Origin of the sequence: Leptolyngbya sp. NK1-12 (assembly GCF_032598965.1) — a bacterium.
In the GTDB taxonomy this organism is placed as follows: domain Bacteria; phylum Cyanobacteriota; class Cyanobacteriia; order Elainellales; family Elainellaceae; genus Elainella.
Map to the genome: position 1 here is coordinate 5255151 of NZ_CP053586.1, position 21375 is coordinate 5276525.

Sequence of the window (21375 nt, forward strand, 5' to 3'; positions counted from 1 at the left end):
TTAAAACTCAAAACTAAGAACTGGTATAACCACTTTTTTAAGGAGAGATTCTACAGAGAACCTGGGTCTACACTCATACCACGAGCAACTGCTGATACATAATCAGCTTGGATTTGTGCTGCTATCTTTGGATTAAAAATCACATCTGGTGCTGGACCAGGGATGAGATGAGGAGGCAACCTAAATAGTCTGCTAATCAAAGCTTCATCGCGGGGATTGATTTCCTGCACCTCAGTTCGTTCGCCTTCAGCCCGAAGCGCTTTGCAGGCTAACATCCAAATTCCCCGTGCATCTGTAACTTCAACGCAGAGCATTTCGTTGAGCATGGTACCGTGGGTTGTTGTTAAAGTGCAGCGGCTCCCGTCTACTCTGTAGCGAAGCGTGCCTTGAGTTACCGGGATCTCACCCTCATAGTATAAACGCACCCCATTCACAGTCCACAAGAACCGGAAGGGGGGTGTTAAGTGAACTGGTACAGCCTCGAATGTTCCTTTCCAAGTTAAGCGGACCCGATTGAATGGAGGAGCTGAAGTCGATAGATACTGGCGATCGGTAATTCGCAACTCGCCTCGTAGGTTTACATAAGCGACCTCTAAGCGCGAGACAATGACCAGATCATCGAGAAGCACATTTTGAGTCATCAATTCACTGGGAGAGAGTAGGGGCAATGGAAATAACGGCGTTCCGACCAGCCCTCTAGCTGTTCCAGTGATGCTCATGTTTGCAATGGTTCTGGTAATTTCCTGCACAATATTTGCAGCAACTACTCCGACTGCTGCGCCTACAACACCTCCGATAACCACACCAATCAGTGCTGTTCTGAATTCATTGAACTCTGCAACTGTTACACCTGCGGCTGCTAAACGATTACGTACCTCCTCGGTGAACCTAGTCGTATTAACTTCCAGGCTGGAATTTTCTAAGTTGAGTCGCACTCGTTCGGCTGTTCCTACTGATTCGGTTTCGAGTTGACCGATTGTGGTGTAAAACATCGAGACATCGTTGAGATTGACGATTAGATCAGCCCTCAATTGTTGCGCATTGCCTTGAATAAATCTCACTGCGGGAATGTGAATGGCAGCGCGAATGCTGGAAAAGCTATCAGGCAAAGGATCTAGAGATCTAGTTGAACCACGAAATTCCCTATTAAAGAAAGAGCTGATCTGAGCATTCAATGCCGTTTCATCTAGTTCAATCGCTACATCCCATCCTTGAATTCCGGTACCAGACATGACAAACTCCTTTTTGTAGTTATTACTGTGATTATTAAATCGACGTTGCTTGTAGGGTGGCGCTTTCGATCTCGACTCCTGACAATGCTGCAAAACCAGGAGAAGCTTTCATTAATGTCTCTAACTTCTCAAGCAGCGCTTCATCGCCCAAAACCCCTGACCGTCGTAAGGCAGACACTGGGTTAACTGCAAACAGCGCCGCATGCTCTTTTGATGAATCAATCCACTTTACGATCTCAGCTTGAATTGCCTGCAATGTGCGCATTTCATCCAAAGTGATTGGAAAGGGTTCGTCTCCAGCGGCTTTTGAGAGGGCTGCATGGAGTTCGGCAGGGTCAATTTGGTTTGAATCATTCACGTGGATTTCTAGCGCCACCTTAATCGGCAGTTTTTCTGGTTCTGCGGTGGCTTTTTGAGCTTGCTCCATTTGCGCTTGGAGTTCCAGTAATTGCTCACGAGAAAGGTTCTTCAATGATTCTGAAAAATCCAAGAAATCTGGCATGGTATATCTCCTTTGATGACTATTGATTGATTTGACAAGCTTTACGATAGATATTCTTAAAACGGCCTTCAAAAGTTACTCGAAAGAGTAGGTTAAATATCTATTGATAGGCTTTAAACCAAGATGGCAAAGCAAAAATCTACCTGCAATACGCTGATCGGCGTATAGAATCGTTAAGAAATAGAAACAGGATCCGAAATCAAAAAACAGAGCTGAAAAGTTGAGTAGCCCTCTATTTTTCTTTCTGGAAAATGTCACTTTTAACCCAAAAAGATCTACGAGATTTGCTCAAGTTTCTACGCGAATTATATATTCTCTATAATCTCGAAGAGTTTCCGAATTACGTTATTTCACTAATTCCAAAGATCGTTTCTTCGGACTTGACTGGTTTTAGTCCTATCAATTATAAAAAATTCAGTCTCTTAGTTGGTTCTATATCACGCTCCATTGATCACTTAAATGTTGAACAAGTCGCCCAGCAACATTTTTGTGAGCATCCTCATAACGCCTATTATTTGCAAACAGGTGATGGCAAAGCTTGTAAAATCTCAGACTTTTGGGATGAAGACCAGCTTCACTGTTCCGAAGGGCTTTACCACAAATTCTTACAGCCTTTAGGATTGGAAGATCAGATGGGACTTATCCTACCTACTTCCCAGCTTGCCAGAAAAAAACTGCCTAGAGATCTAGAGCCAGATATGACACTCTCGCTCCATCGAACTGAGCGAAGTTTTTCAGAACGAGATCGCCTGGTTCTCAACTTACTGCGTCCTCATATCTTTCAGGCTTATCAAAATGCTCAGGCTCTAACTCAAATGCAGCAGGAGTTAGCGCGATTGGAGCGTATTATAGAGCAATCGAATATGATTATTCTCACAGCTGATGGAGTGGTTGACTTGATGAGTCAACAAGCGTGGACGTTATTAAAACAGTATTTTCAGCTTCCTCACTTACCGAGTGCTCGGTTACCGGAACGTCTGCATCAATGGGTTAAATCTCAAATCGCTTCATTAACTCAAACCAGCGATATTCCATCACCTCGTTTGCCGTTACGGTTAGAGTGGCAAGGACAACAACTTCTGATTCGCCTGATTACCGATCAGTCCGGAGAACAATACTTGCTGCTGCTCGAAGAACAGACTGCGAGTTCTCTTTCGTCAAAATCAATTGAGTTGTTGGGCTTGACCAAGCGTGAAGCTGAGGTTTTGTCTTGGGTGACCCTGAGTAAAAGCAATGCAGAAATCGCCGACATTCTCGGAATTAGTGAACTAACGGTCAAAAAGCATTTGGAGCACATTTATCAGAAGTTTGGTGTGCAGGGACGGATAGCTGCCGTGACCTATGCTTTGGATAAACTGGGAGTACTTAGAGCCTAACTAAAGAGCAGTTCTTTGAACATTGAACTAATTAATTTGTCTAAACGCTCTGACAACTTGCGAGCGGGACTCAATCGCGGCACATTGAAGCAGCGGAGCCAGATTGATGCGTCGGATAAACTGGCTCTCGCCTGCTAAAGCCGTTTGGAGTAGGCTGATAAACGCTGATCTCAATGACGCTTGCCACCATGTGTAAATAGGAGCTAGAGCCGATTGTTTGAATCCCTAACCTTGACAGATCCTGCGGTTGCCTTTTGACCGGAGCCTTTCGAGTACATAGAACGTGACAAGACTCGCCATGAGCGGAAAACGGTTGATTCTTCTTAGAAGCTGGTGACAGGATTCGAACCTGCGACCGGCTGATTACAAATCAGCTGCTCTACCAACTGAGCTACACCAGCAGAGGCTGTACGGCACTCAATGTACGGTAAATCTGTTGCAGTTCAAGGATTTCCGGTACATTTGCAGTACAGCTTTAAATTGTAACCTACAACCGATTGTGCTTACAAGAGTCTCAAGCAAACCCCAGCAATTCTCAGTATGGAAATTCAACTGGTGATTAGGCGGGATTTCCAGTCCAAACCCTCAAGCATAAAGGTGAACAGCTGATCCCCACTGTCGAAGGCTAGGTAATGGGTAAAGCAGCTATGGCGTTGGCTTCAGCACACCATTGGCATCGCGCCGTAGGGGATGAGGCTGTTTCGGCAGAGGTGCGCCCGGTGCTTCCAAGACAGAGACGCCGTACTGCCAGTCAGGCGGACAAATTGCGATATAGCGAGCGTAGCCGCCGGTACCGCCTTCCGGTTTGGCAAAACCAATCGACACTAGTGCACCTGCTGCTGGGACTTGATCCAGATTAGCCACGCCTTCGGCTTGGGTGTAGTGATTGTGCAGCAGCCAAGCTTCGCCTTCCAGGTTGGGCGTGGTGTCTGTATCGAGCGGCTCGTGGCCGTGAAACAAAATTTGGCGTTCCAGGTGCAAAAATTGCAGCGCATCTAGCTTTACGCCTGGAAACGGTTTTTGGTTAAATCGAGCGGTTTCCGTAAACCACTTTTTGTACCAATCCGAGCGGATCATGACCACAGCGCCCTCTGGAATCGTGCCGTGTTTTGCTTCCCAGGCTTTGATGTCGTCAATTGTGGCGTGGTAGCCCGGATCTTGCGCTACTTTTTCGTGAATGTCGATCACTACGAGTGGTCGCACTGCGAAAGTAGCGGGCAAATCGCTGATCGTCGCGCCGTATTCCTCCCAGTGGGCCGGTGGGTCAAGTTGGGTACCGTACTGGTCTGTAGGCAGCTCGTAGGCTGTGGCAATGAAGCCGTGGGTGCCGTAGGTGTACTCTTCGCCGACTTTGACGTAATCTGGGATGTCAGCTCCGGCCACTGCGGGCTTGAATGTGGCTTTGCCAAAGCCTTGCCAAACGGGAATTGTAGGACTAAACGCGTGGGTCAAGTCTACATATTTAGCTGACTTCAAGCTCGTTTCATAGACCTGCCAGAGAGCGTTACTCTGACTTTTGGCTGGATGAATTGTAAGCGGAAGTAGAAACGTTAGAGCAGTAATGGTAGCGGCGATTGGCACAAACCAGCGTCTAAACATGGGCGAAATACCTGATTCATGGGTTAATCTATGGATTGAGGAATTATAGCAGGATTAAAATAGGAGCTAGGATTCGGGAGCCAGGAGACAGAATAATTTTTGTTTCCTGCACGGGCGGGTTGCTATAGCCGCAGTCAAAACGGTTAGGATTGTTCCCAATCTCCTGGGCTGCATCCGTTCGAGGGGTTTAGCCATCCCAGTGGTTCTACAACGGCAAATTGAGCACGAATCCAGGTAATACCTCTTCCCCCGATAGCCGTACTGGAAAACCCAACATTTCTGGTGCTTGGTTTGGACGATAGATTTCTACCTGCTGATCTTGAGGGTTGATCAGCCAGCCGAGCCGCAGACCGCTATTCAGGTACTCCTGCATCTTTTCGCGCAAGGATTCTAGTGAGTCAGTCCGAGAGCGTAGCTCGATCACAAAATCGGGACAGATGGGTGGAAATTTCTCCTGTTCTTCTGGAATCAAAGCATTCCAGCGCTCTAGTTGCACCCAGGCCACATCTGGAGAGCGGTCGCCGCCGTTGGGCAGTCTGAAGATGGTTGAGGAACTGAAGACCTTGCCTAACCCGGTTCGACGATTCCATGTCACTACATCTGCAATTAAATCGGCTTCTCGATTGCCGCTGACTCCTCCGACGGGTGGCATAATCACTAATTCTCCTTTGGCCGTTCGTTCGAATTTCAGCTCGTCATTGGCCTGACAGAGGTGGTAGAACTGGTCGTCGGTCAACTCGACGGATTGCAGATGTAAGATCAGCGGCTCGGTCAGCATGGCGGTAAGTTTGCGGTGGATGGGTGACGGGTACTCCAAAGTGCTCTAGTTAGTAGATTGGCGCTGGTCCCAGGCTTTCATTTTGCCGGGGTTGAGTAGGCCGTGGGGATCGACCATTTGCTTGAACTCTAACTGAACTGGATCAATCGTTTTGCGTCCACCGTCTTCCAGAATGTAGGTGTGGGGATTGGCGATAAATGCACCATTGTCTTCGTGGTATTTGATAATTTCCTGTAACCGTTCTAGTGTGGTATAGCGAACGATTTGTAGTGCTGCCGGTATTGCAGTGCCGTTCACGCGCAAATATTCTAGATGCATCATCACCTCATCTCCGAAATGATGATACATATGTTCAACCAGCTTGAGTTCCTTGTCGGGCGGAAACAGGGTTTGCAGATAAGTGAGGGTTGGATCGACGCTACGGGCGTGGAGTGTGGTGTGGTTCCAGGTGTATTCGTAGATGGCGGTGCCTTTGCTGGCTTCCTGGGCTGTTTTCTGGTAAACTACGGTGCCATTAAATTCTTTCACGAGTTCCTGAAATAGCTCCAGGCAGGATTCGGCGATCATCAGCAAGGCACAGTGACTATCGGACGGAATCACTGTGCGGAAGGCGGCGAAATAGTTAGGAATAGGTGCAGCGCAAATGCAGATTAGTTTTTTGATTAGGCCATCGGAATCGCCGAGCACCTGACCAAACCGAGCGGCGGTCATGAAATCGGGAAAGGTGACAATCAGCTCTGCCCAGGGATAGGCCGGACCGAGGGGAATTTCTAGTTCGGTAATGATGCCGTTGGTGCCGTAGGCGTGATTCACCTTTTGCACATCGTCGCCCCGCAGCTCAATCACTCGCGGCTGGTCTTCCATCGTCACGACGCGCACCGCATGCAGATTGCCCCGATCACGCAACTGACCGTAGGTAATTGACCCCATGCCGCCACTGCCGCCGCCAATGAATCCACCAATCGTAGCCGTGCGATAGGTAGAAGGAGCCATGCGAATTTCCCAGCCGGTTTCGCGAGTTTGTTTATCAATCGCGGCTAGTTTGGCTCCCGGTTCTACACAGGCTGTTCCGGGTTTGATCCACTTGACGGCCTGCATCTTGCCCATATCCAAAATCACGCCGCCCTGCAGCGGAATGCACTGGCCGTAGTTGCCGGTTCCGGCTCCGCGCACCGTCAGAGGCACCTTGTATCGAACACAGACTTCTGCTACTTGCAGCACTTCTGCTTCGCTGGCAGGCCGCACTACGAGGTCGCCTACCTTATCAGCCAGCAGGGATTGCAAGATTGGACTGTAGGAATAGTAATCCTTAGACAGTTTTGCTACCTGTCCCGGATCGCGGATCACTTCGATGCCATTCAGGGCGGCGACAAAGTTGTCCCAGTTGATCGATTGCGTTGCGGCTACAGTCATCCCTTGCTCTCCATGCGTTGTATCCAGTGGGGACAGTCTAACAAACCCCTCCTTTTTACTCTACCGAGCCGGAAGGAATTTTTTCCGTATGGAGACGCGATCTAGCTGGGCAACGCATGGGCTATGTGGAACTGGCATCACCTCCATCGTGCCTCAAGGCTTCTATCTGCTGCACAGAGAGCTGTAAGGCGTCTGCAACTTGCTCAACGGTTAATCCCAGCGCCAGTAAGCGTGGTACTGCTAATCGTCTGGCCTGTTCGGCTTGGTCTCTGGCCTGTTCGGCTTGGTCTTTGGCTTGTTCGGCTTGGTCTCTAGCCTGTTCAGCTTCCTCTTTGGCGAGTTCGGCCTGTTCTTTGGCGAGTTCCGCGAGTGCTCTAGCCTGTCGGGCTTCTTTGTAGTTGGGCAGTTTCTCTCCGGTATTGGGGTCGAAAAAGCGCAGCTCGCGTCGAATCGCATTGCCATTGTCAAAATTGAACAGCAGCGAGAATTCGGATTCGATTAACCACAGCTCTAGCCCTAACACTTGGCTGGGAATGCAGAGTAGCGCATTGGGACGGGTTTCTGCCGGAATTGGCTGATACTGGCCTTCCACTAGTCGAAAGCCTTTGAGCTGAGGCTGAAGATAGTCTCCGGTTGGGTCGTATTGAAAATATTCCTGCACGCCAAGCTGGGCATAGAGCGATGGCTTGTCCCGTTCGTCTTCAATTCTTGTTGTTTTGGAAGTAATTTCCATGACAAAATCAGGCAGCTTGTTGTTCTCTTTCCAGGCTTGGTAGCTGCGCCGCTTGCGTTTACTGGCACCAAACACCACAAACACATCCGGAGAAACCACTGCCTTTGGATCGCCCTGCCGATAGTAAACAAATAGATTGCCTGAGACGTAGACGTTTTCCCGGCTCTGAAAATAAAGATCTAGCGCTTCTACGCAATACACTAGATAATCGCGGGTTGGATCACTTTCCGTCATGGGTCTGCCATCAGACTCTGGATATTCAATTAGGTCAAGCTGGTGATCGGTGGGCATAACCGCTATCCCTCCTAGCAAATGGACTGGGATGATTTTCTAGTATGGTGCAAGTATGGTGCAAAACGACAAATTCGCCTTTATTGAGTCAGCGCTAACCGAGAGAGTGCAAAGCCAACGCTTGCGATCGCTCCAACCGCTCCAGCCGATTGACGCGGTGCATGTGGTCCGATCTGGCCAGGTGTTGCTCAACTTTAGCTCAAACGACTACTTGGGGTTATCGAAGCATCCAACCCTGATTGCGGCAGCTCAGCAGTATACGGAACAGTATGGCACTGGGGCAACCGCATCTCGACTGGTGAGTGGCACCTACGAAATTCACCAAAACCTAGAGGAAAAGCTGGCGCTGGCCTGTGGACGAGAGGCAGCATTACTGTTTAATTCTGGCTTTCAGGCCAATTCAACAATTTTGGCGGCGCTCTTGGATCGGCAATCCTTGGTGCTGTGTGATCGGTATGTTCACAACAGTTTGCTACAGGGCATTCTTGCCAGCGGTGCCAGGTTTAAACGCTATGCCCACAATGATTTGCATCAACTAGAAGCCGGATTGCAGCAGGCTCAGCAAACCTTCAGCCGCATTTTGATTGCCACCGAAACGGTGTTTAGCATGGATGGAGATCGCTGCGATCTGGATGCTCTGATTGATTTGGCTGACCGTTATGGTGCCATTTTGTATCTCGATGATGCTCATGCTGTGGGGGTTTTGGGGCAAGACGGGATGGGACTAGCAGCGCATCGGGCGGGTGTGGATCTGGTAATCGGCACGTTTGGTAAAGCGTTTGGGACGTTTGGAGCGTTTGTTACCTGTTCGAGAAAATTGCGTGATTATTTGATTAACTATTGTCCTGGTTTCATCTACACTACAGCCTTGCCACCAGCCGTGATTGGCGCGATCGAAGCAGCTCTATTTTTGATGCCAACTCTAGAAGCAGAGCGGCAATTTTTGATTCAGCAATCGAATCATTTGCGAACTCGGCTACAATCGTTTGGTTACGATACCGGTGCATCTGGCACGCAGATTATTCCGGTCATTTTGGGTGCAGAGGAGAAAACCCTATCCTTATCGGGCTGGTTAGAACAGCAGGGCATTTTAGCGACTGCGATTCGCCCTCCGACAGTTGCCGCAGGAACAGCACGAATTCGATTAGCGCTATCGAGCTGTCATACACCAGAGCATTTAGATAGATTGATTGGAGCAATTCAAACTTGGAGTATTCTGTAGTTATTGGCTCTAGTCATTGGCGCTATGGTTAGGTTGATTCTATGTGCTTGATACATGTTTTCTAGCAATCGTTCTCTGTCTAGATCTGAGGTTCTCGCCTATCACGGGTGGGGATTTGATCATTCTTGTTGGCAAGGATGGCAGGAATGGTTAGAACAACAGAGTTGTGACCTGAAAACTGCGGATCGAGGATACTTTGATGCTAGCAATTCAGTGAATTGCAAAGATGATTTATTTAAGGTCATCTTTGTTCACTCCTACGGATTGCATTGGTGCCCGGTAGAGCAACTCAATCAAGCCGATGTGTTAGTTATTTTCAGCAGTTTTCTTGAATTTCATCCCGAACCACCCAATCTCAAAAAACGCTCACAAACAACGATTCAACAAATGCTGGGTCAGCTCTCCTCGGACGAAGTCAGGGATTCAAGTAGTAATCCCCGGTTGATGTTGCAAAAGTTTCTGACGAGAAGTTATCATCCGATCGCTTGGCATGGCCCAATACCAGAAACGCTCAACATTGAACGACTGCGACAGGATTTGCAGCATCTCAACATCGCTGTGATTGATCCAGCCGTTTCACGTTCGGTGCCCCAAGTTGTGGTCTTACATGGCTCAGCCGATCGAATTGTTTCAGCCACGAAAGGAAAGGCGCTGGCCGAACAGTTGAAATGTCCTTATTTTGAGATTCCCACCGCCGGCCATGCACTACCGTTTACCCATGCCGAACATTGCCAAGCGATTCTCCAACCCATTCTAAACGCACGGTTAGATCCATGAGTTCACCCACTGAGGAACGCCACAAGCAACAAATTGCCAAAAGCTTTGGGCGAGCGGCCATAAGCTACCATGTCTATGCTGGTTTGCAGCAGAACTGTGCCCAGCATCTACTCAACTTGATCACCACCTATCAAGCTAAGTTACCAGAGGGAAAAATCCTGGAAATCGGCTGTGGCACTGGATTTATCACTCAAGGTTTACTGCAATGTTTTCCTCGGCGTTTGTTGGAAATTACTGACTTGTCTTCAGAGATGATTGAGTTTTGTCAATCTCAGTTGATAATTCCTGATCCACAGAAATCTTTCGTTTCATTTCAATCGATCGACGCAGAAAATTTATCTGACTCTACTGAATTCTATGCGGCAATTGTAGGTGGTTTTGTAATCCAATGGTTTCACAATCCGATTCAAGGCCTGCGTCGGTTGTTAGAAGCTCTTCACCCCAACGGCATGTTGTTTATTTCCTTTCCCACTTGCCACAGTTTTCCAGAATGGCGACAGGTGTGCAACCATCTCAACCTCCCCTTCACGGCTAGACCCCTGCCCGATCCAGAAATTCTACTGTCAGCTTTACCTCAGGCTCAGCTTTGCTATGCAAATGTGCTTGACCTCAGCACCACTCATGCCAATGCCGCCGACTTTTTTCGCAGCTTGAAGGCGATTGGAGCGGGCGTGAATCCGGCTCAGCCGCCATTGCCTCCAAAACAGATGAAAACCTTGCTTCGGCACTGGGACGCTCAAACCGCTGGTCCTGTGCAGGTGCATCACCAAATTGCCTGCTGGGCGCTGCAACGCAAATCGAGCTAGCGTTAGAGAAACACCAGGAGTTGGATATGGCAGAACCGCAAACCCAATTACCCGCTACTTTTATAGACTGGGAGCCGCCTGCGCCACCCACCAATCTGATTTTTGACGATGGAGAACCCTTGGAAAGCAATCGCCACCGTATCGCCATGAATGCCCTAATTCGCTCAGCTCAGCAGGCCCTGGCTGGACGTTCGGATGTGTTCATCGGCGGCAATATGTTTGTTTATTACAGCAGCACCCAGGCCATGAATCGCGATTTCCGAGGCCCGGATTTCTTCGCGGCCCTAGAGGTAGACGGAAGCCGCGAGCGCAAAGGCTGGGTGGTATGGGAAGAAGAAGGGCGCTATCCCGATGTGATTATCGAACTGCTGTCTGACAGCACGGCGGCGGTTGACCGAGGCGTCAAGAAACAGCTCTACGAAAAGGTGTTCAAAACTCAGGACTACTATATCTACGACCCGTTCAACCCCAACTCGCTCGAAGGCTGGCATCTAGAAGGGCGCAGCTATCAACCCCTGACTCCCAACGAAAACGGCTGGCTCTGGTGCGAAATGCTACAGCTCTGGTTGGGCACTTGGGAAGGCGCGATCGATCGGGAACCTCCGACTGGAACCTGCCATTGGCTGAGGTTTTATGATCCGCAAGGTAGGCTAGTTCCTTTGCCGGAAGAAGCCGCCCAACAGCAGGCCGAACTCGCCCAACAGCAGGCCGAAATTGCTCAACAACAAGCAGAACTCGCCCAACAGCAGGCCGAACTCGCCCAACAGCGAGCAGAACGCCTAGCGGCTCGATTGCGAGAATTGGGAGAAAATCCGGATGCGCTGTAACGAACAAATTACAAGAAGAATTCTTAACCAGTCTCCCAGGACTTGCTAACCTGTCACCCGATTCGTTTTAGAGTGAGACTATAACTATAGTCCTATTTTTCAGGTATTTCATGATATGCATCTGAGTGAAATAACCCATCCGAATCAACTGCATGGGCTGTCTATCAGTCAACTTCAGCAGATTGCTCGGCAGATTCGGGAGAAGCATCTGGAGACGGTCGCAGCCAGCGGCGGCCATTTGGGACCAGGGTTGGGCGTCGTTGAGCTGACCTTAGGACTCTACCAAACCCTTGACCTGGATCGCGATAAGGTGATCTGGGATGTAGGGCACCAAGCCTATCCCCACAAGCTGATTACCGGACGCTACGACCGCTTCCACACGCTACGCCAAAAGGATGGAATTGCCGGATATCTCAAGCGCTGTGAAAGCAAGTTTGACCACTTTGGCGCGGGTCACGCTTCTACCAGTATCTCTGCTGCCTTGGGGATGGCTTTAGCTCGCGATTTGCAGGGCGAAAAATACAAGGTTGTAGCGGTGATTGGGGATGGGGCGCTCACGGGCGGCATGGCGCTAGAAGCGATCAACCATGCCGGACATCTGCCCAGAACCAATTTGCTGGTAGTGCTGAACGACAACGAAATGTCGATTTCGCCCAACGTGGGCGCGATTCCCCGCTACCTCAACAAAATGCGCCTCAGCCCGCCCATGCAGTTCCTCACCGATAACTTGGAAGAGCAGTTCAAGCATTTGCCGTTTGTGGGTGGTTCGCTGACGCCCGAACTCAACCGGATCAAAGAAGGGATGAAGCGATTGGCCGTTCCCAAAGTGGGTGCGGTGTTCGAAGAACTGGGTTTCACCTATATGGGACCGATCGACGGCCACAACCTGGAAGAGCTGATCGCCACCTTCCAACTGGCCCATAAGCAGCCCGGTCCGGTGCTAGTGCATGTAGCAACGGTGAAAGGCAAGGGGTATGCGATTGCTGAACAAGATCAGGTGGGCTATCACGCCCAAAATCCGTTTAACCTGGCAACCGGCAAAGCAATTCCGGCTAGCAAACCCAAACCGCCTGCCTACGCTAAAGTGTTTGCCCACACGCTAACCAAACTGGCAGAAAACAATCCCAAAATTATCGGTATTACCGCCGCGATGGCGACCGGCACCGGTTTGGACAAACTCCAGCAGAAATTGCCTCAGCAGTACATCGATGTCGGGATTGCCGAGCAGCATGCGGTCACATTGGCGGCAGGGTTAGCCTGCGAAGGCATGCGCCCGATTTGCGCCATCTACTCTACCTTTTTGCAGCGCGCCTACGATCAGGTGGTGCATGATGTTTGCATTCAAAATCTGCCGGTCTTTTTCTGTATGGATCGAGCCGGAATTGTGGGGGCCGATGGTCCTACCCATCAGGGCATGTACGACATCGCCTATCTGCGCTGTATTCCCAACATGGTGCTGATGGCTCCCAAAGACGAAGCCGAATTGCAGCGGATGATCGTTACCGGCGTCAACTACACCAATGGTCCGATTGCGTTGCGCTATCCCAGAGGCAATGGCTACGGGGTGCCGCTGATGGAAGAAGGCTGGGAACCCCTCCCCATCGGCAAGGGAGAAATTCTGCGTCAGGGTGATGATGTGCTGATGGTGGGCTACGGCTCGATGGTGTATCCGGCGATGCAAACGGCAGAAATTCTCAGCGAATATGGCATTGAAGCTACCGTGATCAACGCCCGGTTTGCTAAACCGATTGACACCGAACTGATTGTGCCAATTGCCCGTCAGGTGAAGCGGGTGATCACGCTGGAAGAAGGCTGCCTCATGGGTGGGTTTGGTTCTGCCGTGGCCGAATCCCTGCTCGATCACGAAGTCATGGTACCCGTGACGCGACTGGGTGTGCCCGATCGCTTGGTGGATCACGCCAAGCCGGAACAATCCTTTGCCGAGCTGGGTCTAACTCCGCCCCAAATTGCCGATCGCATTCGTCAACTGATGCAGCCGCAGCCGACTCCGGTGCATTGAAGTGGCAGCAATTGCTGGTTACTAATCAGCGCGGCCTTTTTACCTGCGCCACTCCCGGCCCCCTAAATTCCTCAAGCTTGAGGGACTTTGAAAAACCACCTGCCCTTTGGGTCTTTGGCTCGAAGTTTGGCGATCTGCTCTGTTCCCTGCTGCCCAGAGTCGGTTCGGGCGTTCCTCATTATTGAAGGGGTTAGGGGGCTAATCTTGGGTTCTTTGAAATTCGCTTTCAAGCATTGTGCTCCAATATGCGCTCCAAGAACTGTGTCGATTTGATTGATTGTATTTAGATTCGATTCACCTGCGGACCCATTGAGATCTGTTCTAATGTGCATCTCTAGTATGCATCTGCTCTGAGATGCCTTTTGCAGTAAGCGACATTCAATAGGCTTGACACGCGGCTGTATTGCTTATATCACCTGAATATTGACCTACATTCACCATTTCGTATCAGATAATCTCGGACCGGACGCATTAGTCAAACATTCACTTGGCATTCCTGTGTCTGCACCTAATGTTTATGCCTGTAAATGTTTATCCCTATCCATAAAAGCAGTGACCGCGAATTCCAGCAGCAAAACCATTTGAATCGGTATCGTTTTATACTTGAACAATTTTCGGTAACTGCTTGAGCGACAAGGCCCTTCTTTTAGCTACAATTTGGCCTTGGAACTTTTGATGGCAAGATCGTCAAAAGTCGAGTATAACGGCAACGAACCAGACTCACGCAACGAACCGCAAGCAGACTAGGCAACCAACCGGCTGAGTAACGAAGCTAGCCCCTCGGACTCAGCAGGCTCTCCGCCCCCCATCCCCTACCATGATTGAAGTTGAACATCTGAGCAAAGTCTACGGCTCTACACCCGCGATTCAAGATATCACCTTTTCCGTCGAAAAAGGAGAAATTCTTGGCTTTCTCGGTCCCAACGGTGCTGGCAAAACCACCACGATGCGCATCCTGACCGGCTATTTGCCTGCCACCAGCGGTACGGCCAAAATTGCCGGATTCGATGTCCACGAAAACTCGATGGAAGTGCGGCAGCGGATTGGCTACTTGCCGGAAACGCCGCCCCTTTATCCTGATATGACGGTGGAAGGCTTTCTCACCTTTGTGGCCCGGATCAAAGGCGTCGCAGCAGGTGACCGGAGCCAGCGAGTAGAGTCGGCCATGAAGCGCTGCAATATTCTAGAAAAGCGCAAGGTGCTGATTCGCAAGCTGTCAAAAGGATTTCGGCAGCGGGTCGGGATTGCCCAGGCGATTGTGCATGATCCGCCAGCGATTGTGCTGGACGAGCCAACCGTGGGGCTTGATCCGCGTCAAATCATTGAGGTGCGCAATTTAATTAAGAGCTTGGCTGGCGAGCATACGATTATTCTCTCGACCCACATTTTGCCGGAAGTCAGCATGACCTGTAATAAGGTGGCAATTATCAATCGCGGTCGGGTTGTGGCGACCAATACGCCCGAACAGTTGATGACGGCCCTGGCCGGTGAAAGCGGCTATGAGCTAGAAGTCGAAGGCAGGTTTGATCAGGCGCGGCTGCTGCAAATCCCAGGCGTCAAGGCAGTGGATGCGTTGGTCGATGAGACTCTACCAGAAAACCGCTCCAAACTGCGGCTGACGCTAGAAGCCGGTCACGATCCGGGCCGCGAGATTGCCGCCATGATCGTGGGTTCGGGTCTGGGACTCTACGAATTGCGCCGCACCCGTGTCAGCCTGGAAGACGTGTTTCTGGAACTTACCACCGAAGAAAAAACGATTAATCTGGCTGAGGCGGACCAAGCCTATGAACGAGCACAAGCGGCTCAACGAGAACCATCAGAACCGGCTGAGGCAGACAATTCAACCTCCCAACGGTCTGATCCTGACCCAACCGCCATCAATCCATCCCCAGCCGACGCTGACCCAGAAGGAGACGCCCGATGAACACCATCGTTGCTAACGTAATTGCCATCTATCGGCGCGAGCTGCAAAGCTATTTTGCCTCCCCCTTCGCCTACATCATTGCTGCCGTGTTCTGGCTGCTGAGCGGCTTTTTCTTCACCGCCATCTTGATGGGACCCGAAGGGTTGATTGCCCAAGCCAACTTCCGCGACCAGATGGGCATCACCACCCCGCCGATCGATGTGGCCTACCAGTTTCTTAGCTATTTCTTAGGCATTTTAGGCTCCCTGTCGCTGTTCATTCTGCCGATGCTGTCGATGGGGCTGTATGCCGAAGAACGCAAGCGCGGCACGCTGGAGCTACTCGCCACTTCTCCTCTGACCAACTGGGTGGTGGCGCTCGGCAAACTGCTGGGCGTGCTCACCTTTTTCCTAACGATGGTGCTGCCGCTGCTAATTTATCAGGCAATTGTCTTAAGTGCGGCTAATCCACCCGCCTCACCCACCGTAATGTTTCTGGGCCACTTTGGGCTAATTTTGATGGCGGCTGCGATTTTGTCGCTTGGCATGTTCATCTCGTCGCTCACCGACAGCACGATTCTGGCCGCGATTCTCACCTTCGCGCTAATTCTGTTGCTCTGGGTGGTGGACCTGATTGCCAATAGCTTAGCTGGCCCGATTGGCGAAGCCCTGAAGCACCTGTCGCTGATCAAAAACTACACGACTCTCACTCAAGGCATTTTCGACAGCAGCAGCATCATTGTCTTTATCACCTATATTTTGCTAGGGCTATTCCTCACCGCCCAATCGATCGAAGCCTTCCGCTTCCAACGGTCTTAGAAAATCTCCTAAACCTCCCCACCGCCTACACCACCCCTTAAAACTTAAAAACTCAAAACACTGCTACTGCCTACGGCAACGCTGCGCGACACCCAAAAGCAAGCTACAAAACTCAACTTCCCTTCCTAAACAGATTGGCCCCCTAAATCCCCCTTTCTGGTATGCCCGTTAGGGCTATAGATTGGGGGACTTTCAAACCAAGCCCCCTCTAACTCAAAACTCAAAACTCAAAACTCAAAACTTATCAAGCCTCGCCATGAAACTCACCTCCACCCAAACCATCCTGAAGAAATACTGGAAATACTGGAAGTATCTATTCTGGCTCGCTCCGGTGTTCATCATCATGGGGCTAACGGCAGGTGCCATCGCCGGCTGGGCAGTCATGCCCTTGGCGTTGATCGGGATCGGTGGGGTACTGCTGCTGCTCTGGCTGCTGACATCGGGCTTTACCCAGGCCAGTTTTTGGAACCGACGTTCGACTCAGGCAGGAACCAACGCCCTGATTGCCACGCTGGCCGTACTGGCGATTCTAGGATTCGTCAACTTTCTGGCCGTTCGCTACAACACGCGAGTGGACCTGACCGAGAACCAAATTTTTACCCTAGCGCCCCAAACGCAGGACGTGCTGCGAGAGTTGGACCAGCCGGTTAAAGCCTGGATCTTTAGCCCCAATCCGAGTGCGGCAGACCGGCAGTTGCTCGATAACTACCGTCGCGAAACCGAGCAGTTTAGCTTTGAGTTTGTCGATCCGCAGGCGAAACCGGGTGTGGCGCGCGAGTTTGGTGTGCAGTCGATTGGCGAGCTGTATCTAGAAGCGGGGGAAAAGCGGCGTTTGGTGCAAACCGTTACACCCCAGGAACGAATTTCCGAACGCAAGCTGACCAACAGTTTGGTACAGATCACCAATACCGAGCAGCAGAAGGTTTACTTTTTACAAGGCCACGGCGAACGCAGTCTAGAACCAGGCCAGGGAGCCTTTTCCCAGGCCAAAACTCGCCTCGGTGAAGAAAGCTTTGCGGCGGAACCGCTGAATTTAGCCACCAATCCCAAAATTCCCGATGATGCGGGCGTGGTCGTGATTGCCGGAGCACAGCGTCCCCTGCTGGATGTGGAGCTGACCGCCCTCAGGGACTACCTCAAACGCAAAAGTGGCCTGATGCTGATGCTGGATCCTCAAACCAATTCCAATTTAAATACTCTGCTGAAGGAATGGGGCGTGACGGTGAGCGACCGGCTGGTGACCGACCCAGCAGGCCAATCTTCCGGCCTGGGAGCGGGTGTAGTAATCGTGAATCAGTATGGCGACCATCCGATCACCCGTGGGTTTAGCAACGGCATTTCCTTCTATCCCCTGGTGAGTCCGCTGCAAATCCAACCTGTTACCGGCGTGCAGGTCACTCCCCTCCTGATCACCGACCCGCGCACCTCCGCCCAACAAATTGCCGCCTCGGGAGAAGTCCAATCCACGCCAGAAGACCCCAAAGGCCCCTTCGACATTGGCGCTGCCCTCAGCCGCACCGTCGCCACTGAAACCGCCAAACCCAGCCCTAGCCCATCGCCATCACCACAAGCTGCATCTCCCTCCCCCTCCCCCTCTCCCCCACCTTCCCCCTCTCCCTCCCCCAGCCCAGAAGCCGAACAAAATACCCCAGAAGCGCGGCTGGTTGTAATCGGCGGTTCCAGCTTTGCCACCGATGGCTTGTTCGATCAGCAGTTGAATGGTGATGTGTTCCTGAATTCAGTGAGCTGGCTGAGCCAGCAGGATGATCAGGTGCTGTCGATTCGACCTAAAGAGGCGACCAATCGACGGATTGTCATGTCGGTGGGACAACAGTTGAGCGCGGTTTTGCTCGCTTTGGTGTTATTACCGCTAGTAGGGTTTGCAAGCGCAGCCTTGGTGTGGTGGCGAAGACGGTAGGGGAAGTTTTGAGTTTTGAGTTTTGAGTTTTAAGTGCTGGTGAGCCATGAAGATAAAACCTTCGACGTTGGCATTGGTGTTGGTGGCGCTTGGGTTAGGAGGCATTGTCTTACTAGTGCAGCAGCAGCCTGCGCCGCAATCGTCTAATTCAGAAGCGGGAGAGCAGGTCGTTTCGGAGGAAGAAAAGCCGATTTTTGGATTTAAGGAAGAAGATATCCAGGCGTTTACGCTGCAAACCCGGCTGCGCACCCTCAGGTTTGAACGCGACAAAGACGGCAAATGGCAAATGCTGGAACCGGAAAAAACCGCTGCCAGCGATCCATCAATTGCGTTTTTGCTCGATTTGGTTGCGACAGGCAAAACCCAGCGCACGATTACGGCTCCGGCTAGCGATCGGGAGCAGTTTGGGTTGCATCAGCCTCTGGCAACGATCGACCTGACGCTGAAAGACCAGAAAACCCACAAGCTGGTGATCGGTGAATATGACTTCAACCGCAGTTTTCTCTACGCCCAGGCCGATCCGCCCGCTGAGGCCACCGACTCGCTGAATCTGCTGCTGGTGTCGCCAAATTTTGACAATGCCGTGAACCGACCCCTAGACGAATGGAAACAGCCCGCCACCGCTGGCAAATCCTCTCCGGCTCCAGCCAGTCCAAAAGCCTCGCCCCAAACTTCACCAGCGGCATCTCCCTCTCCTAACCCTGCTGCGTCTGAGTCTCCTTCAAACTAGCCGTAATCAAGCGCGGCCAATGGCTCAGGCATTTGGAACAAAGAGCCGGGAGAAAAACTAGGCCAAATTTTTTGAAGTCTTCCGTAATTGGGTCTGCTGCCGCTGTAGGTAGCAATAGTCAATCAAACTAGCTCCCCAGGCGCGTGGTCTGCGCCTTTTTAATTGGCTATTCTCAGAATTTAGCGGATGTCATAGCCAAATAGATTGGGATCGACTTCGCGAAGCTGCAAATCGGCCAAACCATACTCAGCCCAGCGCCGGTCTACCATTGCAGCCGTATCGGGATCGGGCAGTAACATGTCGGCCCAAGGACGGTCGGTTTCAGGATAGATTTTCGTGGTGGCATCGATGCCCATTTTGCTGCCCAAACCGCGCTTTTCGGTGGCAAAGTCGAGTGAGTCAAATGGGTTATCGGGCAGAATAAACACATCTCTGGCTGGGTCTACCTTGGAGGTAATGGCCCAGACTACCTGACGCGGATCGCGGATGTTGATGTCTTTGTCCACCACGATCACAAACTTGGTGTAGCTGAACTGGGGCAAGGCACTCCAAAAGGCTAGTGCTGCCCGCCGCGCTTGACCAGGGTAGGCTTTGTCAATCGAGATCACCGCCGCTTTATAGCTCAAGGCTTCCATCGGCAAAAAGAAATCGACAATTTCTGGAACTTGCTGACGCAAAATCGGCGTATAGATGCGGTTGAGCGCAATTGCCATCATGGCATCTTCTTTCGGCGGACGACCGCTAAACGTCGTCAGGTAGATCGGATTCTTGCGGTGAGTCATACAGTGGAAGTGAATTAAAGGCGCTTTTTCGTTGACGCCACCGTAATAACCCATGTGATCGCCAGCTGGGCCATCGATTCCTGTCTCTCCTGGCGTGATCGTGCCTTCTAGGACAAATTCTGAATCTGCCGGAACTTCCAAATCTACCGTCTTGCATTTAGCTAACGGCACACCTGAACCGCCGTAGATGCCAGCAAACAGCCACTCAGATAGATCGACTGGCAAGGGAGTGGCTGCTGCCAAAATAATCAACGGATGTACCCCAATTGCCACCGCCACCTCTAGCTTTTGTCCGCGCTCGGCGGCTTTGCGTAAGTGACGAGTCGCACCCCGCACCGAGAGCCACTGTACCGTCATCGTGTTCTTCGACTGAAGCTGGAGGCGATATACGCCAACGTTCACAATCTTGTTTTCTGGATCTTTGGTGATCATCAATCCTAGCGTAATCACTTTGTCGGCATCGCCGGGATACACCCGCAGCAGCGGCAGTTGGGTTAAATCAACGGCCTCATCCTTGAGCACCACCTGCTGACAGCTTGGCAAAAAATCCCGGCCCGGTTTGGCCTTTACTACATCAAACAGTACCCTGCCTAGCTCAATTGCCTGGGAAAGTTTTTTGGGCGGACGCGGCTGGTAGAGAATTGCTAGCTTTTTGCCCAGTTCCTCTAATTCTGCCGGATGCTCCATCCCTAGGCCCCAGCAGACTCGTTCCACGGTGCCCATGACATTGACCGCGACTGGATAGGGGGATCCCTTGACATTCTCAAACAACAGGGCCGGACCGCCTTGTTGCAGCATCCGATTGGCAATTTCGGCAATCTCTAGATTGGGATCGACTAGCGCCTGGATGCGCCGCAACTGCCCCCGCTGTTCGATGTCGTTCAGATAGTCCCGCAGGTCTTTCGCCATGATGAAGGAATGTAAACTGCTTCTCATTCTATTATGGCGGAGATGGGACAGTAGAAGCCCATAAGGCTACCACAACTTCTCGCTTAAGAGTAGATCGCTTTCGCGACTGAATTGCCATTCATCGGGAAACTCAGTATCAGGATAGTCTTCTCGCGCATCGGCCAAGGCATTGACCCACAATTCAGAGAAAGTCTCCATCCAGGAGTTGCGTAAACTGGGGGATTGTTTCAGCAGCTTCTGTAACTGCCTGCATTGCTCGCGAATGGTTCGTTCCCAACCTCGATAATTGTTCGGTGAGTCAACATACATCCGCTTCAACAAATGGTTCAGCAATATTTCTAAACAGCTCTCCAATTCCCGCCGGTCGTGCCCTGCCAACCCCTCGATTTCCTCAATTAAACTATCAATATCAATTTCAGAAAAATTACTTGCTTTGAGTTTAGCAACAGTGTCACTGCACCATGCTACTAGGTCTTGTTGGTAAAGTTCTTTAGAGCCTATCGCTTTCGTTGTTTTTTGCATTACAACTTCTGTTGGCTGAATGCTTTTGTAAGATTGGTGCTTATGGAGCAGCTCAGAAAAATAGCAGTCATGAGACAGATAAACTGATGCAGCACGGCTCTGGGCTAAAGAAATACCGACATGGTCATTCCTGCCTCTTTAATTGTAATGGTGATACTCAATCAGAAATCAGAAATGAGTTGCTCCCAACGCACTCCAGGGCTTTCGACACTCAACG

At 51.0% G+C, this 21375-nt stretch carries 19 protein-coding genes and 1 tRNA gene; 11 read left to right on the forward strand and 9 right to left on the reverse strand.

Going from position 1 to position 21375, the window contains the following annotated elements; genetic code table 11:
* Positions 1–50 precede the first annotated feature (50 nt).
* Positions 51–1232: a hypothetical protein gene (locus HJG54_RS22265; RefSeq protein ID WP_316431456.1), complete on the reverse strand. Its 1182-nt coding sequence runs from the start codon at positions 1230–1232 to the stop codon at positions 51–53.
* A gap of 34 nt (positions 1233–1266) precedes the next feature.
* A complete protein-coding gene (locus tag HJG54_RS22270; protein ID WP_316431457.1) occupies positions 1267–1806 on the reverse strand; it encodes a hypothetical protein in 540 nt (179 codons plus the stop codon).
* A 179-nt stretch (positions 1807–1985) separates the two neighbouring features.
* Here HJG54_RS22270 and HJG54_RS22275 point away from each other — a divergent pair, with 179 nt between their 5' ends.
* Both HJG54_RS22275 and HJG54_RS22280 read left to right on the forward strand, forming a co-directional pair.
* Positions 1986–3110 (forward strand): LuxR C-terminal-related transcriptional regulator, encoded by a 1125-nt coding sequence (locus tag HJG54_RS22275; RefSeq protein ID WP_316431458.1) that lies wholly within the window; start codon positions 1986–1988, stop codon positions 3108–3110.
* 15 nt (positions 3111–3125) lie between these two features.
* Entirely contained in the window at positions 3126–3248 is a 123-nt protein-coding gene (locus tag HJG54_RS22280; RefSeq protein ID WP_316431459.1) for a hypothetical protein, read from the forward strand.
* Positions 3249–3438: 190 nt separating this feature from the next.
* Here HJG54_RS22280 and HJG54_RS22285 read toward each other — a convergent pair.
* From HJG54_RS22285 to HJG54_RS22305, 5 genes are all read right to left on the reverse strand, one after another.
* Positions 3439–3511 (reverse strand) — tRNA-Thr (locus tag HJG54_RS22285).
* 244 nt (positions 3512–3755) lie between these two features.
* A complete protein-coding gene (locus HJG54_RS22290; RefSeq protein ID WP_316431460.1) occupies positions 3756–4709 on the reverse strand; it encodes a cyclase family protein in 954 nt (317 codons plus the stop codon).
* Between the two features lie 205 nt (positions 4710–4914).
* On the reverse strand, positions 4915–5487 hold the full coding sequence (locus HJG54_RS22295) for a Uma2 family endonuclease (RefSeq protein ID WP_316435655.1): 573 nt from the start codon (positions 5485–5487) through the stop codon (positions 4915–4917).
* Between the two features lie 45 nt (positions 5488–5532).
* Positions 5533–6900: an FAD-binding oxidoreductase gene (locus HJG54_RS22300; RefSeq protein ID WP_316431461.1), complete on the reverse strand. Its 1368-nt coding sequence runs from the start codon at positions 6898–6900 to the stop codon at positions 5533–5535.
* 121 nt (positions 6901–7021) lie between these two features.
* A complete protein-coding gene (locus tag HJG54_RS22305) occupies positions 7022–7924 on the reverse strand; it encodes a Uma2 family endonuclease (protein ID WP_316431462.1) in 903 nt (300 codons plus the stop codon).
* A 55-nt stretch (positions 7925–7979) separates the two neighbouring features.
* Between HJG54_RS22305 and bioF the strand changes: the two genes are divergently transcribed.
* From bioF to HJG54_RS22350, 9 genes are all read left to right on the forward strand, one after another.
* Positions 7980–9146, forward strand: a complete 1167-nt coding sequence (gene bioF, locus HJG54_RS22310; RefSeq protein ID WP_316431463.1) for an 8-amino-7-oxononanoate synthase — start codon at positions 7980–7982, stop codon at positions 9144–9146.
* Between the two features lie 54 nt (positions 9147–9200).
* The gene (locus tag HJG54_RS22315; RefSeq protein WP_316431464.1) at positions 9201–9923 is read left to right on the forward strand and encodes an alpha/beta hydrolase; all 723 of its coding nucleotides are present in this window, start codon (positions 9201–9203) and stop codon (positions 9921–9923) included.
* A complete protein-coding gene (locus HJG54_RS22320; protein ID WP_316431465.1) occupies positions 9920–10729 on the forward strand; it encodes a methyltransferase in 810 nt (269 codons plus the stop codon). The genes HJG54_RS22315 and HJG54_RS22320 overlap by 4 nt, the downstream gene beginning before the upstream one ends.
* A 26-nt stretch (positions 10730–10755) precedes the next feature.
* Positions 10756–11556 carry a Uma2 family endonuclease gene (locus HJG54_RS22325; RefSeq protein ID WP_316431466.1) on the forward strand — a complete coding sequence of 267 codons (801 nt, stop codon included), beginning with the start codon at positions 10756–10758 and terminating at the stop codon, positions 11554–11556.
* A 115-nt stretch (positions 11557–11671) separates the two neighbouring features.
* Positions 11672–13576 (forward strand): 1-deoxy-D-xylulose-5-phosphate synthase, encoded by a 1905-nt coding sequence (gene dxs / locus HJG54_RS22330; protein WP_316431467.1) that lies wholly within the window; start codon positions 11672–11674, stop codon positions 13574–13576.
* A gap of 817 nt (positions 13577–14393) precedes the next feature.
* Positions 14394–15500 (forward strand): ABC transporter ATP-binding protein, encoded by a 1107-nt coding sequence (locus HJG54_RS22335; protein WP_316431468.1) that lies wholly within the window; start codon positions 14394–14396, stop codon positions 15498–15500.
* Complete coding sequence (locus tag HJG54_RS22340) at positions 15497–16297, forward strand: ABC transporter permease (RefSeq protein WP_035998643.1); 801 nt, start codon at positions 15497–15499, stop codon at positions 16295–16297. Before HJG54_RS22335 ends, HJG54_RS22340 begins: the two co-directional genes overlap by 4 nt.
* Positions 16298–16553: 256 nt before the next feature.
* The gene (locus tag HJG54_RS22345; protein ID WP_316431469.1) at positions 16554–18215 is read left to right on the forward strand and encodes a Gldg family protein; all 1662 of its coding nucleotides are present in this window, start codon (positions 16554–16556) and stop codon (positions 18213–18215) included.
* A gap of 46 nt (positions 18216–18261) precedes the next feature.
* Entirely contained in the window at positions 18262–18945 is a 684-nt protein-coding gene (locus HJG54_RS22350; protein ID WP_316431470.1) for a DUF4340 domain-containing protein, read from the forward strand.
* Positions 18946–19124: 179 nt separating this feature from the next.
* Here HJG54_RS22350 and HJG54_RS22355 read toward each other — a convergent pair whose 3' ends face one another.
* On the reverse strand, positions 19125–20636 hold the full coding sequence (locus HJG54_RS22355) for a UbiD family decarboxylase (protein WP_316431471.1): 1512 nt from the start codon (positions 20634–20636) through the stop codon (positions 19125–19127).
* A 66-nt stretch (positions 20637–20702) separates the two neighbouring features.
* Positions 20703–21158, reverse strand: a complete 456-nt coding sequence (locus HJG54_RS22360; protein WP_316431472.1) for a DUF29 domain-containing protein — start codon at positions 21156–21158, stop codon at positions 20703–20705.
* Positions 21159–21375: the final 217 nt, after the last annotated feature.

Coding starts and splice junctions, on each gene's coding strand:
- HJG54_RS22360 (WP_316431472.1), bottom strand. CDS start 21,158: ATGCAAAAAACAACGAAAGCGATAGGCTCTAAAGAACTTTACCAACAA.
- HJG54_RS22315 (WP_316431464.1), top strand. CDS start 9,201: ATGTTTTCTAGCAATCGTTCTCTGTCTAGATCTGAGGTTCTCGCCTAT.
- HJG54_RS22320 (WP_316431465.1), top strand. CDS start 9,920: ATGAGTTCACCCACTGAGGAACGCCACAAGCAACAAATTGCCAAAAGC.
- dxs (WP_316431467.1), top strand. CDS start 11,672: ATGCATCTGAGTGAAATAACCCATCCGAATCAACTGCATGGGCTGTCT.
- HJG54_RS22355 (WP_316431471.1), bottom strand. CDS start 20,636: ATGGCGAAAGACCTGCGGGACTATCTGAACGACATCGAACAGCGGGGG.
- HJG54_RS22265 (WP_316431456.1), bottom strand. CDS start 1,232: ATGTCTGGTACCGGAATTCAAGGATGGGATGTAGCGATTGAACTAGAT.
- HJG54_RS22340 (WP_035998643.1), top strand. CDS start 15,497: ATGAACACCATCGTTGCTAACGTAATTGCCATCTATCGGCGCGAGCTG.
- bioF (WP_316431463.1), top strand. CDS start 7,980: ATGGTGCAAAACGACAAATTCGCCTTTATTGAGTCAGCGCTAACCGAG.
- HJG54_RS22295 (WP_316435655.1), bottom strand. CDS start 5,487: ATGCTGACCGAGCCGCTGATCTTACATCTGCAATCCGTCGAGTTGACC.
- HJG54_RS22350 (WP_316431470.1), top strand. CDS start 18,262: ATGAAGATAAAACCTTCGACGTTGGCATTGGTGTTGGTGGCGCTTGGG.
- HJG54_RS22290 (WP_316431460.1), bottom strand. CDS start 4,709: ATGTTTAGACGCTGGTTTGTGCCAATCGCCGCTACCATTACTGCTCTA.
- HJG54_RS22335 (WP_316431468.1), top strand. CDS start 14,394: ATGATTGAAGTTGAACATCTGAGCAAAGTCTACGGCTCTACACCCGCG.
- HJG54_RS22275 (WP_316431458.1), top strand. CDS start 1,986: ATGTCACTTTTAACCCAAAAAGATCTACGAGATTTGCTCAAGTTTCTA.
- HJG54_RS22300 (WP_316431461.1), bottom strand. CDS start 6,900: ATGACTGTAGCCGCAACGCAATCGATCAACTGGGACAACTTTGTCGCC.
- HJG54_RS22325 (WP_316431466.1), top strand. CDS start 10,756: ATGGCAGAACCGCAAACCCAATTACCCGCTACTTTTATAGACTGGGAG.
- HJG54_RS22345 (WP_316431469.1), top strand. CDS start 16,554: ATGAAACTCACCTCCACCCAAACCATCCTGAAGAAATACTGGAAATAC.
- HJG54_RS22305 (WP_316431462.1), bottom strand. CDS start 7,924: ATGCCCACCGATCACCAGCTTGACCTAATTGAATATCCAGAGTCTGAT.